The sequence below is a fragment of the Nocardioides sp. FY1077 genome (assembly GCF_058681775.1).
In genome coordinates this window covers 682,280-697,036 of sequence record NZ_JBZWDB010000001.1, presented here as the reverse complement: position 1 = coordinate 697,036, position 14,757 = coordinate 682,280, and the positions used below count along the sequence as shown (strand labels likewise).

Annotated in this window: 9 protein-coding genes; 6 read left to right on the top strand and 3 right to left on the bottom strand. The window is 73.1% G+C overall.

Annotated elements, in window-relative coordinates; translation table 11 throughout:
- Positions 1–13 precede the first annotated feature (13 nt).
- Entirely contained in the window at positions 14–1,165 is a 1,152-nt protein-coding gene (locus AC4OR8_RS03255; RefSeq protein WP_492164132.1) for a hypothetical protein, read from the bottom strand.
- Between the two features lie 197 nt (positions 1,166–1,362).
- On the opposite strand from AC4OR8_RS03255, the gene AC4OR8_RS03250 reads away from it, so the two are divergent.
- From AC4OR8_RS03250 to AC4OR8_RS03240, 3 genes are read left to right on the top strand one after another with little or no spacing between them, the layout of a single operon-like run.
- Positions 1,363–2,163 (top strand): deoxyribonuclease IV, encoded by an 801-nt coding sequence (locus AC4OR8_RS03250; RefSeq protein WP_492164131.1) that lies wholly within the window; start codon positions 1,363–1,365, stop codon positions 2,161–2,163.
- Positions 2,164–2,216: 53 nt separating this feature from the next.
- Positions 2,217–3,401, top strand: a complete 1,185-nt coding sequence (locus tag AC4OR8_RS03245) for a lipid II:glycine glycyltransferase FemX (RefSeq protein WP_492164130.1) — start codon at positions 2,217–2,219, stop codon at positions 3,399–3,401.
- A 1-nt stretch (position 3,402) separates the two neighbouring features.
- Positions 3,403–4,485, top strand: a complete 1,083-nt coding sequence (locus tag AC4OR8_RS03240) for an alanine racemase (protein WP_492164129.1) — start codon at positions 3,403–3,405, stop codon at positions 4,483–4,485.
- Here AC4OR8_RS03240 and AC4OR8_RS03235 read toward each other — a convergent pair.
- Positions 4,475–5,893 carry a glycosyltransferase family 87 protein gene (locus AC4OR8_RS03235; RefSeq protein WP_492164128.1) on the bottom strand — a complete coding sequence of 473 codons (1,419 nt, stop codon included), beginning with the start codon at positions 5,891–5,893 and terminating at the stop codon, positions 4,475–4,477. The two genes, AC4OR8_RS03240 and AC4OR8_RS03235, sit on opposite strands and share 11 nt — an antisense overlap.
- A 6-nt stretch (positions 5,894–5,899) precedes the next feature.
- On the bottom strand, positions 5,900–8,299 hold the full coding sequence (locus AC4OR8_RS03230) for a transglycosylase domain-containing protein (protein WP_492164127.1): 2,400 nt from the start codon (positions 8,297–8,299) through the stop codon (positions 5,900–5,902).
- A gap of 242 nt (positions 8,300–8,541) precedes the next feature.
- Here AC4OR8_RS03230 and AC4OR8_RS03225 point away from each other — a divergent pair, with 242 nt between their 5' ends.
- From AC4OR8_RS03225 to AC4OR8_RS03215, 3 genes are all read left to right on the top strand, one after another.
- Positions 8,542–9,150 (top strand): PadR family transcriptional regulator, encoded by a 609-nt coding sequence (locus AC4OR8_RS03225; RefSeq protein WP_492164126.1) that lies wholly within the window; start codon positions 8,542–8,544, stop codon positions 9,148–9,150.
- 12 nt (positions 9,151–9,162) lie between these two features.
- Positions 9,163–10,248, top strand: a complete 1,086-nt coding sequence (locus AC4OR8_RS03220; RefSeq protein WP_492164125.1) for an inositol-3-phosphate synthase — start codon at positions 9,163–9,165, stop codon at positions 10,246–10,248.
- Between the two features lie 379 nt (positions 10,249–10,627).
- Positions 10,628–14,584, top strand: coding sequence for a PKD domain-containing protein (locus AC4OR8_RS03215; protein ID WP_492164124.1), 3,957 nt, complete (start codon positions 10,628–10,630; stop codon positions 14,582–14,584).
- Positions 14,585–14,757 lie beyond the last annotated feature (173 nt).

The following is a 14,757-nucleotide window of genomic DNA, read 5'->3' as shown; positions in this document are numbered from 1 at the left end:
GCCGGGTACCGGGTCAGCCCGCGCGCCGCGACCGGGCGACCCGTCGCAGCAGGAGCACCCCCGCGGTCGCCAGCAGCGCCGCCAGAGCGAGCATCGCGCCTGCGGCCGCGACGTCGCGGCGGCCCGGAGCGCCGTCCGGCTGCGGGGGCGACCACGCCACGGGAGCCGTCCCCTGCGGCGCCGGGAAGGATGTGTCGACGGGCGCCGCGGCCGTGGCGGGCGGCGCGGCGGTGACCGTCGTCGTCAGCGTCACCGGCACCACGTCGCCCGCGTCCCCGGCACCGGCACCGGGCTCGACCCACACCGCGAGGTGCTGCACCCCGGCACCGTCGGCCCCCGGGGCCGGCCCGACGACCTCCACGTCGAGCCCGCCCTCCCCGCCGTCGCCCGCCCGCCCGGAAGCGCCTACGACGACGCCGCCGAGCGGCCCCACCAGGGCCAGCCCCGCCCCGGCGGGCGACCCCGTGGCGAGGCGGGCCGCCACCCTCCCCCCGGCACCCACCGGCACCCCCACCCAGGCCACCCGGCCCGCCTCGACCTCCACCCGCACCGCACCGCCCGGCTCGACCACGGCTGCGGTCGCCGGCGCCGCCCCCGGCGTGACCCGGGCGGTCGGCGCGACGGGGTCGGGCAGGGTGGGCCGCGGCGCGGCGGCCCGGGTCGCGCGTCCGCGCGGGACGAGCTCGCGCACGTCGAGCTCGTACGGCGTGCCGACCGGCACCCTCGAACCCGCGGGCGCGAACACCGACGCCGCCAGGGTGTCCTGGGCGGCGCAGCCGCGGTCGACGACCGACCGGGCCACGGCCGTGGCCAGCGGCATGCCCGGCGGTGCCGCGACGTCGCTGCTCGAGCGCCCGCAGGCCACCAGCCGCCCGTCGGGGCGCTGGTAGCCCAGCAGCACCGCCAGCCGCGGGGCGCCGGGCCCGACCGGCCCGAGGGCCGTCGCGCCGACTTCGAGGACGGACCCGGGCACCGTGCGGCGCACGGAGTAGATGTTCTCCGCCGCCGGCTCGACCGTGGCGTCGAGGTGGCGCCCCGGGGTCACCGGTGGCACCGGCTGGCCGCTCGCGGCGCCGTCGACACGCTCCAGCACGTCGGCGGGGTCGGCCGGCGCCGGCGCCGAGGTGGCGGTCGGGGCCCGGCAGCCCGCCAGCAGCAGCACCACAAGGACGGACGCGACCGGTGACACCGACCGCGACGACCCCGGCCACCCCGTCGACCCGGCCGACTCCGACGCCATGACCTCAGCCTGGCAGCGCGTGGCCCGCGCCGCCGTCCGCTCTCCACAGCCCCGTCTCCACCGGCCCGTCTCCGGCCCGTCTCCGGCCCGCCGCTGTCGGCGTCCGCTCGTAGGGTGAGGCCATGAGCCACGACGTCCGCATCGGTGCCCACGTCGACCAGGTCGACCCCCTCGCCGAGGCCGCGGCGCGGCAGGCGCCGCTGGTGCAGTTCTTCCTCGGCGACCCCCAGGGCTTCCAGGGCCCGGAGGTCGCGTACGCCGGGGGCGCGCAGGCGTTGCGTGCCGACGCCGAGGCGGCCGGCGTCGACCTCTACGTGCACGCGCCCTACATCGTCAACGTCGCCACGACCAACAACCGCATCCGCATCCCGAGCCGCAAGCTGCTGCAGCAGCACGTCGACGCCGCCGCCGAGATCGGCGCGAAGGGGCTCGTCGTGCACGGCGGCCACGTCGGCAGGTCCGACGACCCGGCGACCGGGTTCGACAACTGGCGCAAGGCCGTCGAGGCCACCGACCTCAAGGTCCCGCTGCTGATCGAGAACACCGCCGGCGGCGACCACGCGATGACCCGCCACCTCGAGCGCATCGCGCGGGTGTGGGAGGCCATCTCGGCGGCCGAGGGCTTCGAGCAGGTCGGCTTCTGCCTCGACACCTGCCACGCCCACGCCGGCGGCAACCCGCTGGAGAGCGTCGTGGACGACGTGCTGGCCATCACCGGGCGCATCGACCTGGTGCACGCCAACGACAGCCGTGACGAGTTCGACTCCGGCGCCGACCGGCACGCCAGCTTCGGCACCGGGCGCATCGACCCCGAGCTGCTGGCCGGCGTGGTCCGCCAGGCCGGGGCGCCGGTCGTGTGCGAGACGCCGGGGCCGGCGCAGGCCCACGTCGACGACTTCACGTGGCTGCGCGACCGGCTCTGAGCCCCACCCCCGCCGGGCCCGGGGGCGGCTGCGCGGGCGGTAGCCTCCCAGGCGTGCCTCGTGACCAGACCGCCACCGCCCGCACCGTCAGCGCGCTGGTGGTGCGCCCGATCTCCGACGCGGAGCACCTGGCCTTCCTGGCCACGCAGCGCTCCGCGAGCTTCCTGCAGACCCCCGCGTGGGGCCGGGTGAAGTCGGAGTGGCGCCGCGAGTCGCTCGGCTTCTTCCGCGACGGCAGCCCGGCGCCGGTCGGCGTGGCGCTGGTGCTCTACCGCAAGCTGCCGAAGGTGCGGCGCTACCTCGCCTACCTGCCCGAGGGGCCGGTGATCGACTGGGCCGACGACGACCTCGCAGCGTGGCTCGAGCCGCTCACCACCCACCTGGCCGGGCAGGGGGCGTTCGGGGTGCGGATGGGCCCGCCGGTGGTGTGCCGTCGCTGGAGCGCCGCCCAGGTGAAGGCCGGCATCGCCGACGCCGACGTCGCGACGCTGGGCCAGCTGCCGCCGGCCGGGCGCGAGCACACCGGGGCCCGGGTGGTCTCCCAGCTGCGCGACCTGGGCTGGCTTCCGCAGCAGACCGAGGGCGGCTTCGCCGCGGGCCAGCCGCAGTACGTCTTCCAGGTGCCGCTGCGCGACGAGCACGGCGAGCCCCGCACCGAGGACGACGTCCTGAAGGGCATGAACCAGCTGTGGCGGCGCAACATCAAGAAGGCCGCCAAGGAGGGGGTCGAGATCACCTCCAGCACCACCCCCGCCGAGGCGCTCGCCGCTCTCGACGACTTCCACCCCCTCTACGTGCACACCGCCGAGCGCGACCACTTCACCCCGCGGCCGCTGTCGTACTTCCGCACGATGGTCGAGGCGCTGGGCGCCGAGGAGGACGACCGCATCCGCCTCTACGCCGCCCGCCACGAGGGCGACCTGGTCGCCGCCACCATCGCGATCCGCGTCGGCGGCCACTGCTGGTACTCCTACGGCGCCTCCTCCACCGAGAAGCGCGAGGTGCGCGGCTCCAACGCGGTGCAGTGGGCGATGCTGCGCGACGCCCTGGCGGCCGGCGCCGACGTCTACGACCTGCGCGGCATCACCGACACCCTCGACGCCGAGGACTCCCACGTCGGGCTGATCCAGTTCAAGGTCGGCACCGGCGGCGAGGCCGTCGAGTACGCCGGCGAGTGGGACCTGCCGCTGAACAAGCTGCTCTACAAGGCCTTCGACCTCTACATGGCGAGGCGCTGAGATGAGCCTGACCCTCACCGTCGACGGCGACCGCTGGCGCCGCCACCTCCTGGCGACCGCCGAGAAGCACCCCGGGCTGGTGCCGGTGTGCAAGGGCAACGGGTACGGCTTCACGCTGGCCCGGCTCGCCCGCAAGGCGCAGTGGCTCGACGACCGCGGCCACGGCATCGACACCGTTGCCGTCGGCACCTACGACGAGCTGCCCCACCTCGCCACCCGCTTCGACGGCGACCTGATGGTGCTCACCCCCTGGCGCCCGTTCGAGTCGGCCCTCGAGGTCGACCCGGCGCTCGCCGGTCGGGTCGTGCACACGCTCAGCCGGGCCGCCGACGTCGCCGACCTGCTCGCCCGCCAGCCCGACGCCCGCTTCGTGCTGGAGCGGCTCACCAGCATGCAGCGCCACGGGCTCTCCGCGCGCGAGCTGTGGACCGTGGCCGACTCGCTGCGCGCCCACCCCCGGGCGCGGCTGGAGGGCATCGCCCTCCACCTGCCGCTGCAGCAGGGCTCCCACGTCGGCGAGGTGCACCGACTGATGACCGACGTGATCGGTGCCGGGCTCCCCGACACCACGGCGGCCCGCACGGTGTGGGTCAGCCACCTCACCGACGCCGAGCTGGCCGAGCTGCGCGGCGCCTACCCCGACTTCCGGCTGCGACCGCGCATCGGCACCGGCCTCTGGCTGGGCGACCGCGGCGCGCTGCGGGTCACCTCCACCGTCCTCGACGTGCACCCCGTCGCGCGCGGCGACGCGTTCGGCTACCGCTCGCGCACGGCACCCAAGGACGGCCACCTGCTGATCGTCTCCGGCGGCACCGCCCACGGCATCGGCCTGGAGTCCCCCACCGGCGACTCCGGGCTGCGCGCCCGCGCGGCCACCCTGGCCCGGGGCGGGCTCGACGCGGTCGGGTTCGTCCGCTCGCCGTTCTCCACCGACGGCAAGCAGCGGCTGTTCGCCGAGCCGCCGCACATGCAGGCCTCGATGCTCTTCCTGCCGGGCGGGGCGCGCGTGCCCGAGGTGGGCGAACGCATCGACGTGCGGGTGCGCTACACCACCACGTCGTTCGACCGCGTCGTCACCGACTGAGCGCGGGCGTCCGACCGAGGTCCGGCGACCCGCGCACGGGGTCGTGGGCCGGCTGCAGGACGTCACGCACCACGACGGCGACGAGGTAGAGCTCGCCGAGCAGGCGCAGCACGATCGCGACGGAGTAGAAGCCGGAGTCGTCGCCGCCAGCCGCGTCGAGGTAGCCCCCGAGGTGCCACCAGACCATCGCGAAGTACAGGACCTCGGTGGCCTGCCACACCACCTGGTCGCGCCAGCGGGGTCGCGCCAGCACCGCCAGCGGGAGCAGCCACAGCACGTACTGCGGTGAGTAGACCTTGTTGACCAGCAGGAAGCCGACGACCACCAGCAGCCCCAGCTGCGCCAGCCGGGGCGTCACCGGGGCGCGCAGGCCCAGCAGCAGCACGCCCAGGCACCACAGCGCGAAGAACAGCCACGAGCCGACGTTGACGGTGTGGGCGCTGATCGGGTCGTCGACCAGGCCCTGGGCCACCAGCCAGATCGAGCCGAGGTCGGGCCCGCGCTCGGAGTTGAACGTCCAGAAGACCGTCCACTCCTCGGGTCCGGTGAGGTACGCCGGCGCGTTGACGACCAGCCAGGTCACCACCGCGGCGCCGATGCAGGCGCCGAGCTCGCGGTAGCGCCGCTGCCGCACGCAGATGATCAGGACCCCGCCGAGCAGGAACAGCGGGTAGAGCTTCGTGGCGGTGCCGAGACCCACGAGCACGCCGGTGAGCACCGGCCGGTCGCGCGACCAGGCCCACAGCGCGCCCGCGACGGTGACCACGGCGAGCAGGTCCCAGTTGACCAGGCCGGTCAGCAGCAGGGCCGGGGAGACCGCGAACATCGCGGCGTCCCAGGGCCGGCGTCGGTGGGTGGTGGCCAGCAGCCAGGTGGTCAGCAGGGCCACCAGCGCGAAGCCCAGCGCGCTGAGCACCACGAACCAGCGGATCTCGGTGACCACCTCGGGGTCGACGAACTGCCCGGCCGTGGGCTCGGCGCGACGCTCGTCGAGGTCGGGCCACCCGACCACCGCGTGGGTCAGCACCGAGGTGCCCCACGCGACGTACGAGATGCCGACGGGGTACTCCATGACCTGCGGGAAGCGCTCGCGCACCTCGGCGTCGTCGGAGTAGGGCCACGCCCGCTCCACGAACCCGCGCCCGGTGTAGAGGTAGGGCAGGTCGGAGTAGCACATGTGGGTGTAGCGGGCCTGTCCGTCCTGCCAGGTGTCGTCGAAGCAGCTGCTCTTCTGCACCATCCCCAGGGCGAAGCAGATCGCGGTCAGCGCGAGCAGCACCCGCACCGGGGTCCACCAGGGGTGGTGGCCCGCGTGGTCGCCCACCGGCCCGCCCACGCCCTCCGAGAGCGCCCGTGCGACGGCGTCGTCGCGCGTGGGGTGCACGTGGGGGCGGCGGGCCTCAGCCACGCGGGGTCACCACAGGGCGGTGAGCCACGCCGGCACCCACGAGAGCGTCGCCGAGGTCGAGGCCGGTCGGACGGCCCAGGGGGCCGGCCGCGGCGCGACCCGGGTGGTCCCGGGATTCCCCGGCTCCTTCGGCCCCTTGGGCTCCTTCGGCTCCCTGGGGCCCTGCCCGCCCCCGCTGGAAGGCTCGGCGGTCGGCGTGGGAGTCGGCGTCGGCGTGGGAGTCGGCGTCGGGATGATCCCGCCGTCGTCCGTCGGTGACGGGGTCGGCGTCGGCGTGGGTGTCGGCGTCGGCTGCTGGGTCTGCGACGGCTGCGGGGCCGGGGCCTGCGACGACGGCTGGGGAGCCGGCGGCTGGGAGGACGGCACCGGCGCGGGCTCGGGGGCTGGCGCCGACGTCTCGGGCACCGTGGTCTCCACCGGCTCGGAGTCCTCGCCGGGGGCGTCGCCGTCGACGTAGGCCGGCTCGGGGAACTCGATGACGTCGCGGCCCTCCATCAGCGGCTCCATCACCGCCAGCCAGGTGTCGGTGGGGTAGGCGGAGCCGAAGTACGACGGCAGCCAGCCGTCGAGCTGGTCGTCGCCGTCGCCGCGCACGTACATGACCGCGGTGGCCAGCTGGGGGGTGTAGCCGACGAACCACGCCGACGACACCTGGTCCTTGTCGTTGGTGGCGGTGCCGGTCTTGCCCGCGGCGGGGCGACCGAGCCCGGCGGCGGTGGCGCCGGTGCCGTCGGCCACGGTCTCCTGCAGGGTGAACGAGACGTCGGCGGCGACGTCCTCGTCGAGCACCCGCCGGGTCGGCTCGTCCCAGGTGTAGTCGTCGTCGCCGTTGGGGCTCTCCACCTTCTCGATGAGGTGCACCTCGGCGCGCTCGCCGCCGTTGGCCAGCGTGGCGTAGGAGTTGGCCATGTTGATCGGGCTGATCCGGGCCCGGCCCAGCGTGATCAGGGTGTCGTCGGGTGACAGGTCGGTGCTGGTGCGCGGGATGCCGGGGTACTGCTTGTCGGCCTCCGCCGGCGGCACGCCCATGTCGGCGGCGGTGCGCAGGATCTTCTGCGGGCCGTCCTCGAGGGAGGCCGACATGTCCACGAACGCGGTGTTGATCGACTGCTCCATCGCGTAGGTCGCGTCAACGGCGGCGCCGTAGTCGTTGCCGAGGCCGTCGGGGCCGTCGCCCTCGTTGCGCACCTCGAGGCCGTCGGGGAACTCGTAGGGCGAGTTGCCCTCGAAGGTGTCCTGGATCGAGAAGCCCTCGTTGATCGCGGTGGCCAGGGTGAACGGCTTGAAGGTGGAGCCCACCATCCCGCCCTCCACGGCCCAGTTCAGCTGCGACTTCAGGTAGTCCTGACCCCCGTAGAAGCCGCGCAGCGCACCGCTGCCCGGCTCCACGCTGGCCACGGCGACGTGCAGCTGCTTGTCGCCGAAGCCCTCGGGACGCGCCTCGACGACACCCTGCTGGGCGGCCTGCATGGCCTGCGGGGTGAGGGTGGTGGTGACCTTCAGCCCGCCGCCGTCGATCTGCTCGTCGGTGTAGCCGAGCCGGCGCAGCTCGGAGCGCACCAGCGTGAGCACGTGGCCCTTCTGCCCGCCGTAGGTGCTCTCGGCGTCGATCTCGGGGAAGACCGGCAGCTTCGCGGTGGCCCGCTGGGCGTCGCGCTGCTCGACCATGTCGAGCTCGGCCATGCTGTCGAGCACGTAGTCGTAGCGGCCCTTGAGCTCGGCGCGCGCGTCGCGGCCGTTGTCGGGGTCGAGGTTGGTGGGGTTGTTCAGCACCGAGGCCAGCACCGCCGACTCGCGCAGGTCGAGGTCCTGCACGTCCTTGGCGAAGTAGGCCTCCGAGGCCGCCTGCACGCCGTACGCGCCGCGGCCGAAGTAGATGGTGTTGAGGTAGCCCTCGAGGATGTCGGTCTTGCTCTCCTTGCGCGCCAGCTTCAGCGACAGCACGGCCTCCTTCACCTTGCGGGTGTAGGAGCGCTCCTGGGAGAGGTAGAGGACCTTGACGTACTGCTGGGTGATCGTGGAGGCGCCCTGCGTCGACTCGCCGGTGGCGTTGTTGAGGAAGGCGCGGGCGATGCCCTTGAGGTCGATGCCGTTGTCGGACCAGAAGGTGCGGTTCTCCGCGGCGACCACCGCGTCGCGCAGCTCCTGGGGGATCTCCTCGATGTCGACCGGCACCCGGTTCTGCGTGGCGTAGCTGCCGACCTCGCTGCTGCCGTCGTTGTAGTAGACGAACGACGTGGCGGTCTCGAAGTCCTCGTTGGGGTCGGGGATCTCGGTCGTGGAGTACAGGTAGTAGAAGCCACCCGCCGCGACGAGTGCACCGACGATGCCGAGCACCAGCAGCCACTTGACGGCCGTCAGGAGGCGCCGCTTGAGGCGCCCGGGCTGCTTCGGGGCCTTCGTCACGGGCGGGCCGTCGGCCCTGCGCTTGCCACTCACGTCGTCGTCTCCAGGTCGCCTCGAGGTCACAGCGGAGCACCACCGGCGGGTCGGACCCGGCGGCGGTGCGCCCCTCAGGGTACGCAACCGCCCGCCGTACCGCGGTTCCTCGCCGATCCGGGGCCCCGGTCCTCCGCCCGACACCGTGCTGGACACGCGCGATGCATCGGTGGTTCGCGACAACTGGATATATCGCTACGATAGGTCGCATGACGCGTCGGGCAGAGACCATCGAGCTGGCAGTCCTCGGGCTGCTGCACGAGGGCCCCATGCACGGCTACGAGCTGCGCAAGCGGCTCAACCTCATGCTCGGGTGGGGGCGGGTGCTGTCGTACGGCTCGCTCTACCCGACGCTGAAGAAGATGCTGAAGGGCACCCTCATCGAGGAGGCCGCGACGACCACCACCCCGGTGAGCCGTCGTCCCCGCATCGTCTACCAGGTCACCGACACCGGCCACTGCGAGTTCGAGCGGCTGATGTCGGAGGTCGGTCCCACCGCGTGGGAGGACGACAACTTCGACATCCGGTTCGCGTTCTTCGGCCGCACCGACATGGAGATCAGGCTGCGCGTGCTCGAAGGCCGCCGCACCCGTCTCCAGGAGCGGCTCGAGCGCGTGCAGGGCCAGCTGGCCATGACCCAGAAGGAGGTCGACCGCTACGCGGCCGAGCTCCAGCGTCACGGGGTCGAGTCGGTCGAGCGCGAGGTGCGCTGGCTGTCCGAGCTCATCGACGCCGAACGGGTCGCCGACGAACTGGCGCGTCGCCAGGAACGCACCACCACACCGCCCGCGGCCTCCGCGGCTGAGCAGCAGAAGTAAGGAAGGAATCCGATGGGTTCGGTTCGAGTAGCCATCGTGGGAGCCGGCAACTGCGCCACCTCCCTCGTCCAGGGTGTCGAGTACTACAAGGACGCCACGCCGGACACCACCGTGCCCGGCCTCATGCACGTGATGTTCGGCGAGTACCACGTGCGCGACGTCGAGTTCGTCGCCGCGTTCGACGTGGACGACAAGAAGGTCGGCAAGGACCTCTCCGAGGCCATCAACGCCTCCGAGAACAACACGATCAAGATCGCCGACGTGCCGACCCTCGGTGTCGAGGTCCAGCGCGGCCCGACCATGGACGGCCTCGGCAAGTACTACCGCGAGACCATCGAGGAGAGCGCGGCCGAGCCGGTCGACGTCGTCCAGGTCCTCAAGGACACCCAGGCCGACGTGATGGTGTCCTACCTCCCCGTGGGCTCCGAGCAGGCCGACAAGTTCTACGCCCAGTGCGCCATCGACGCCGGCGTGGCCTTCGTCAACGCCCTGCCCGTCTTCATCGCCTCCGACCCCGAGTGGGCCAAGAAGTTCGAGGACGCCGGCGTCCCGATCGTCGGCGACGACATCAAGAGCCAGGTCGGCGCCACGATCACCCACCGCGTGATGGCGAAGCTGTTCGAGGACCGCGGCGTGGCCCTCGACCGCACCTACCAGCTCAACGTCGGCGGCAACATGGACTTCAAGAACATGCTCGAGCGCGAGCGCCTGGAGTCCAAGAAGGTCTCCAAGACCCAGGCCGTCACCTCGAACCTGCAGGGCGAGCTGGCCGACAAGATCCACGACCGCAACGTGCACATCGGCCCGTCGGACTACGTCCAGTGGCTCGACGACCGCAAGTGGGCCTACGTGCGCCTCGAGGGTCGCGCGTTCGGCGACGTGCCGCTGAACCTCGAGTACAAGCTCGAGGTCTGGGACTCCCCCAACTCCGCCGGCATCATCATCGACGCCCTGCGCGCCGCGAAGATCGCCAAGGACCGCGGCATCGGCGGCCCGATCATCTCGGCGTCGTCGTACCTGATGAAGTCCCCGCCCGTGCAGCTGCCCGACGACGAGGGCCGCCGTCGCGTCGAGGCGTTCATCGCCGGCGACGAGTGAGCCCGGCGGACACCCGCGAGGAACGAGCGGGTCGTCCGCACCGGGCCAGGTCGAGCGAGCCCCGCGGCTGAGGTGAGCCCGGCGGACACCGGCGAGGAACGAGCGGGGGGTCCGCACCGGGCCAGGTCGAGCGAGCCCCGCGGCTGAGGGACGAAGCCGCGACGGGCGTGTCGAGACCACCGCAGCCGACAGCGCGACCTGAGCCGGACAGCAACACACGAGGCCCGCCACCCGACGAGGGTGGCGGGCCGTCGTGCGTCCCGGGTCACGTCGGGTTCGGCAGCCCGGGGCGGGGAGAAGCCACGTAACCCGGCGCGCAGGTGCGTCGTTCCCCTGGCAACCGGTCGCCCGTCGGCGACCCCCCGCCTCGAGGAACCCCATGACCTTCGCTCCTGTCGGGCGCCTGCGCCCCGTGGTGGCCACCGCCGCCCTCGCCGTCGGCCTCGCCGGCGTCCTGTCCGCCGCAGCCACCACCGCAGCCACCCCACCCGGTCTCGCCGCCGCGGCCGTCGCGCCGGCACGCCTGGCCCCGGTCGAGTCCACCGTCAGCGCCGGCGCACTGGAGCTCGAGAACAGCTTCGTCTCGGACGTCGGGTGGGTGAAGCCCGGCGACACCTACTCCTCGCGGCTGATCCTGACCAACCCCGGCGACACCGCCGTCACCGGAGCCACGGTGACGGTGACTGCGCCCGAGGGCACGACGTTCACCGGCGTCGACGAGCCTGGCGGCACCACCGCGGCGCAGTCGGCGTCCACGGTCACCTGGCGCGTGCCGTCGGTGCCCGCCACCCCAGCCGGCGAGGAGCCCGCCACGCTCACGCTGGTGCTCGGTCACCGTGCGGCCACGCTGGCCCAGCTGCCGACGCTGGTGTGGCGCGACCTGTCCACCACCGCGCAGCTGCAGGTGGGCCAGACGACCGGGTCGGCCGGCAGCCACGGCCCGAAGGTGATCCCGCCCGGCACGGCGTACGAGACCGCTCGCTACGGCGACCGCCCGTTCCCGGTGGTGCCGGTGCAGTACCGAGACCGCGCCTACACCGACGGCCACACCGGCGAGCAGCTCGAGGAGGTCATCAACTCCCCCGCCCTGCCCGGGTCCACCTTCAACCTGTTCCAGGAGATGTCACTGGGCCAGCTGTTCCCCGAGGGCACGGTGCCCTCGGCCGGCGTCGACACCGCCGGCTTCGACTACGAGCCCGGGTTCGACTTCTCGCAGGTCCAGCCTGGCCAGACCTGCGGCGGGGTCACCCAGACCTCCACGCCGCTCGGCGACGTGCCCGCCCCCGGCACGGTCGGTGGTGTCGACTACAGCGAGCGCATCACCGACGGCGTCTACAACCTGCCCGGCACCACCGGCTACTACGGCTCCGACGCCAACGGCTCCGCCGTGGTCGGCTCCCTGGCCGGGGTCGGCACGCTGCAGCAGATCGACTCCGGGTGCGGCCCGGCAGGCAAGCTCGTCTACGACGCGGCCGCGATCGCCGACCCCGAGATCGACTACTCGGACTACGACACCGACAAGGACGGCGTGGTCGACTTCTTCATGGCCGTCTTCGCCGGCTGCGGCGGCAACGGCGGCTCGCAGCTCGGAGCGGTGGGCTGCACGTCGCAGTCCGACGCGGTGCCCTACGACAACATCTGGCCGCACTCCTCGTCACTGGAGTTCTCCTACACCGACCCCGAGACCGGCCTGCCCGGCTACACCACCGACGACCAGCTCGAGAACCTCCAGGGCGAGCCGGTGTTCTACACCGACGAGACCCGCTCGCAGCAAACCACCGACGTCACCGACTTCCCAGTCTTCGTGCGCGTCGGGCCCTACAACGTCAACCCCGAGACGGCCATCGACAAGGCCTCGGTCATCTCCCACGAGTACGGCCACTCCCTCGGCCTGCCCGACTTCTACTCCACCGGCAGCCGCGAGACCTACGGCGACTGGAACCTGATGGCCACCGACAAGTCGCAGCACATGGACGTCTTCTCCCGCCAGGAGCTCGGCTGGGTGGTGCCGCGCGTGCTGGAGCCCGGTACGTCGCCCACCGTCGACGACTGGCGCGACTCCAAGCAGGACGTCGACACGATCGCCTGGAAGACCGCCGACGGCACGCCGTACACCCTCGTCGAGGGCGAGGGCGTCGGCCGGGTGCAGAACTCGGAGGCGTACGTCGCCAAGCTCCCCGGCCGCCAGCTGCTCGACGCCTCCGTCTTCGACTCCGGCGAGGGCGCGAGCGCCACGCACGCCTGGTGGTCGGGCTCGGGCAACGACTTCGGCTGCGCTCCCCAGGGCGGGCACAACCTCGACCTGTCGATCCCGCAGCTGGCCGACCTCCCCGCGGGCACCACGGCCGAGCTGAGCCTGAAGTCGCTGTGGAACATCGAGTGGGACTACGACTACGGCTTCGTGATGACCACGACCGACGGCGGAGACAGCTACACCTCGCACGAGTCGCTGGAGGGCTACACCACCTCGGTCGCCGACCCTCTGGCCGGCAACCCGAACCAGAACGCCTGCCTGGCCACCTACGACCACGGCCTCACCGGCAGCAGCGCGTCGTACGAGGCCGGCACGGAGGTCACCGACCGCAAGCTCGGCGAGCAACCCGACCCCGTCTTCCTCACCGACCGCTACGACGTCTCCGACCTGGTCGGCGAGCCCGACGGCGCGCTGCGCTTCAGCTACGCCACCGACCCCGGCCTGGCGCTGCCCGGCTGGTTCATCGACGACGTCACGGTGAGCGTGACCGAGCCCGGCAAGGCCCCCTACGACGTCCTGGTCACCGACTTCGAGACCTCGGGCACGCCCGACGACGACCGGGTCTTCAACGGCGGCTGCCGGCGCGACCTGCAGACCGCCCCGCAGTGCACGGTCGGCTGGAGCTACGTGGAGGCCGGCGCCGAGGCGGCCAACGACCACGCCTACTACCTCGAGATGCGCGACCGGTCGGGCTTCGACCTCGACGGCGAGGGTCAGGTCGACCGCGAGCCCATCGGCTTCGGCGCCGGGCTGTCGCTGGTCTACACCGACGAGGCCCACGGCTACGGCAACGCCGGGGTCGACGACCCGCCGGCCCAGTCGCCGCTCGACAGCCAGCCCGAGCCGGGCAGCGCCACGCCCGACCTGGACGACGCGGCGTGGACCGCGGCGTCCGGTGACTCCCGCTTCACCGACTCCGGCGAGGGCCACACCGACAACTACGCCGACCCCGCCGAGGACGACGTGGACGAGCGCCACCCCGACGTGACCACGCCGTGGCGGTTCCAGTTCGACTGCCTCACCTTCGACGTCCTGTCGATGACCGGGCAGGGCGAGGGCCCGACCACGGCCGACGGCGACCTGACCGGCGACGTCGCGTTCGACCTCGGCGCCGGCTGCGGCACCTTCGACCACGGCTACCCCGGCTCCGTCGAGGAGCCGCCGGCCAACACCGCCCCCAGCGCCAGCGCGTCGGCCACCCCGTCGTCGGCGCGGACCGGCGACGAGGTCACCTTCGACGCCGCGGGCAGCACCGACGCGGAGACCCCCGGCGACCTCGAGTACTCGTGGGACTTCAACGACGGCAGCGAGAAGGCCACCGGGGCACGGGTCACCCACACCTTCGAAGAGGCCGGCACCTACGACGTCGTCCTGACCGTTGCCGACCCCGCCGGTCTCAGCGACTCCGAGACCGTCACCGTCACCGTCGCCGACGACGCCGCGGCCGGCACCTCCCCCGAGGCCGCGTTCACCGTGTCGCCGCGCTCGCCGTACGTCGGCGCCAGAGCGACCCTGTCGGCGGAGGACACGACAGACGCCGACTCCGGCGACGACGACCTCGTCTACAGCTGGGACCTCGACGGCGACGGCGTCGCCGACGCCTCGGGTGAGCAGGTGACGACCCGCTTCCCCTCGGCCGGCCCCCGCGAGGTGACGCTCACCGTCACCGATGAGACCGGCGCCAGCGACACCGCGACCCGCGACGTCACCGTGCGCCGCATCGTGGTGTGCGGCTCCGGCAGGGTGGAGCGCACCGGTTCGTGGCGCCAGGTGCGCGCGGGTGGCGCACCCGGTGGCCAGTACTGCGACAACCTGGGCTCGCGCCGCGGTCGCGACGTCCTCACCACCACCTTCTCCGGGCCCAGCCTGGAGGTCGTGCACGGACGCGCCACGGCGGGCGGGCGGGCCGTGGTGCTGATCGACGGCGAGCGGGCGGGCGTGGTGTCGTTCCGCGGCGAGCGGAAGCGGCCGGCCTTCCCCGCCCGGGCCCGGTTCTCCGGCCTCGGTGAGGGGGAGCACACCGCACGTCTCGTGGTGAGGCGCGGAGCGGCCTACGTCGACTCCTTCGTCGTGAGCCGCTGACGGGCGCGTCGAGACCACCGCAGCCGACAGCGCGACCTGAGCCGCACAGCAACGAACAGCACCACACGAGGCCCGCCACCGACGAGGGTGGCGGGCCGTCGTGCGTCCAGGGTCTCGACACGGCTCGTCGCTGGCGCTCCTCCCCTGCTCGACCAACGAGAGCGGAGGTCGAG

What these genes read in the sequence shown, in the direction of transcription:
- AC4OR8_RS03250 (WP_492164131.1), top strand. Translation starts at nt 1,363, where the DNA reads ATGAGCCACGACGTCCGCATCGGTGCCCACGTCGACCAGGTCGACCCC.
- AC4OR8_RS03240 (WP_492164129.1), top strand. Translation starts at nt 3,403, where the DNA reads ATGAGCCTGACCCTCACCGTCGACGGCGACCGCTGGCGCCGCCACCTC.
- AC4OR8_RS03225 (WP_492164126.1), top strand. Translation starts at nt 8,542, where the DNA reads ATGACGCGTCGGGCAGAGACCATCGAGCTGGCAGTCCTCGGGCTGCTG.
- AC4OR8_RS03220 (WP_492164125.1), top strand. Translation starts at nt 9,163, where the DNA reads ATGGGTTCGGTTCGAGTAGCCATCGTGGGAGCCGGCAACTGCGCCACC.
- AC4OR8_RS03215 (WP_492164124.1), top strand. Translation starts at nt 10,628, where the DNA reads ATGACCTTCGCTCCTGTCGGGCGCCTGCGCCCCGTGGTGGCCACCGCC.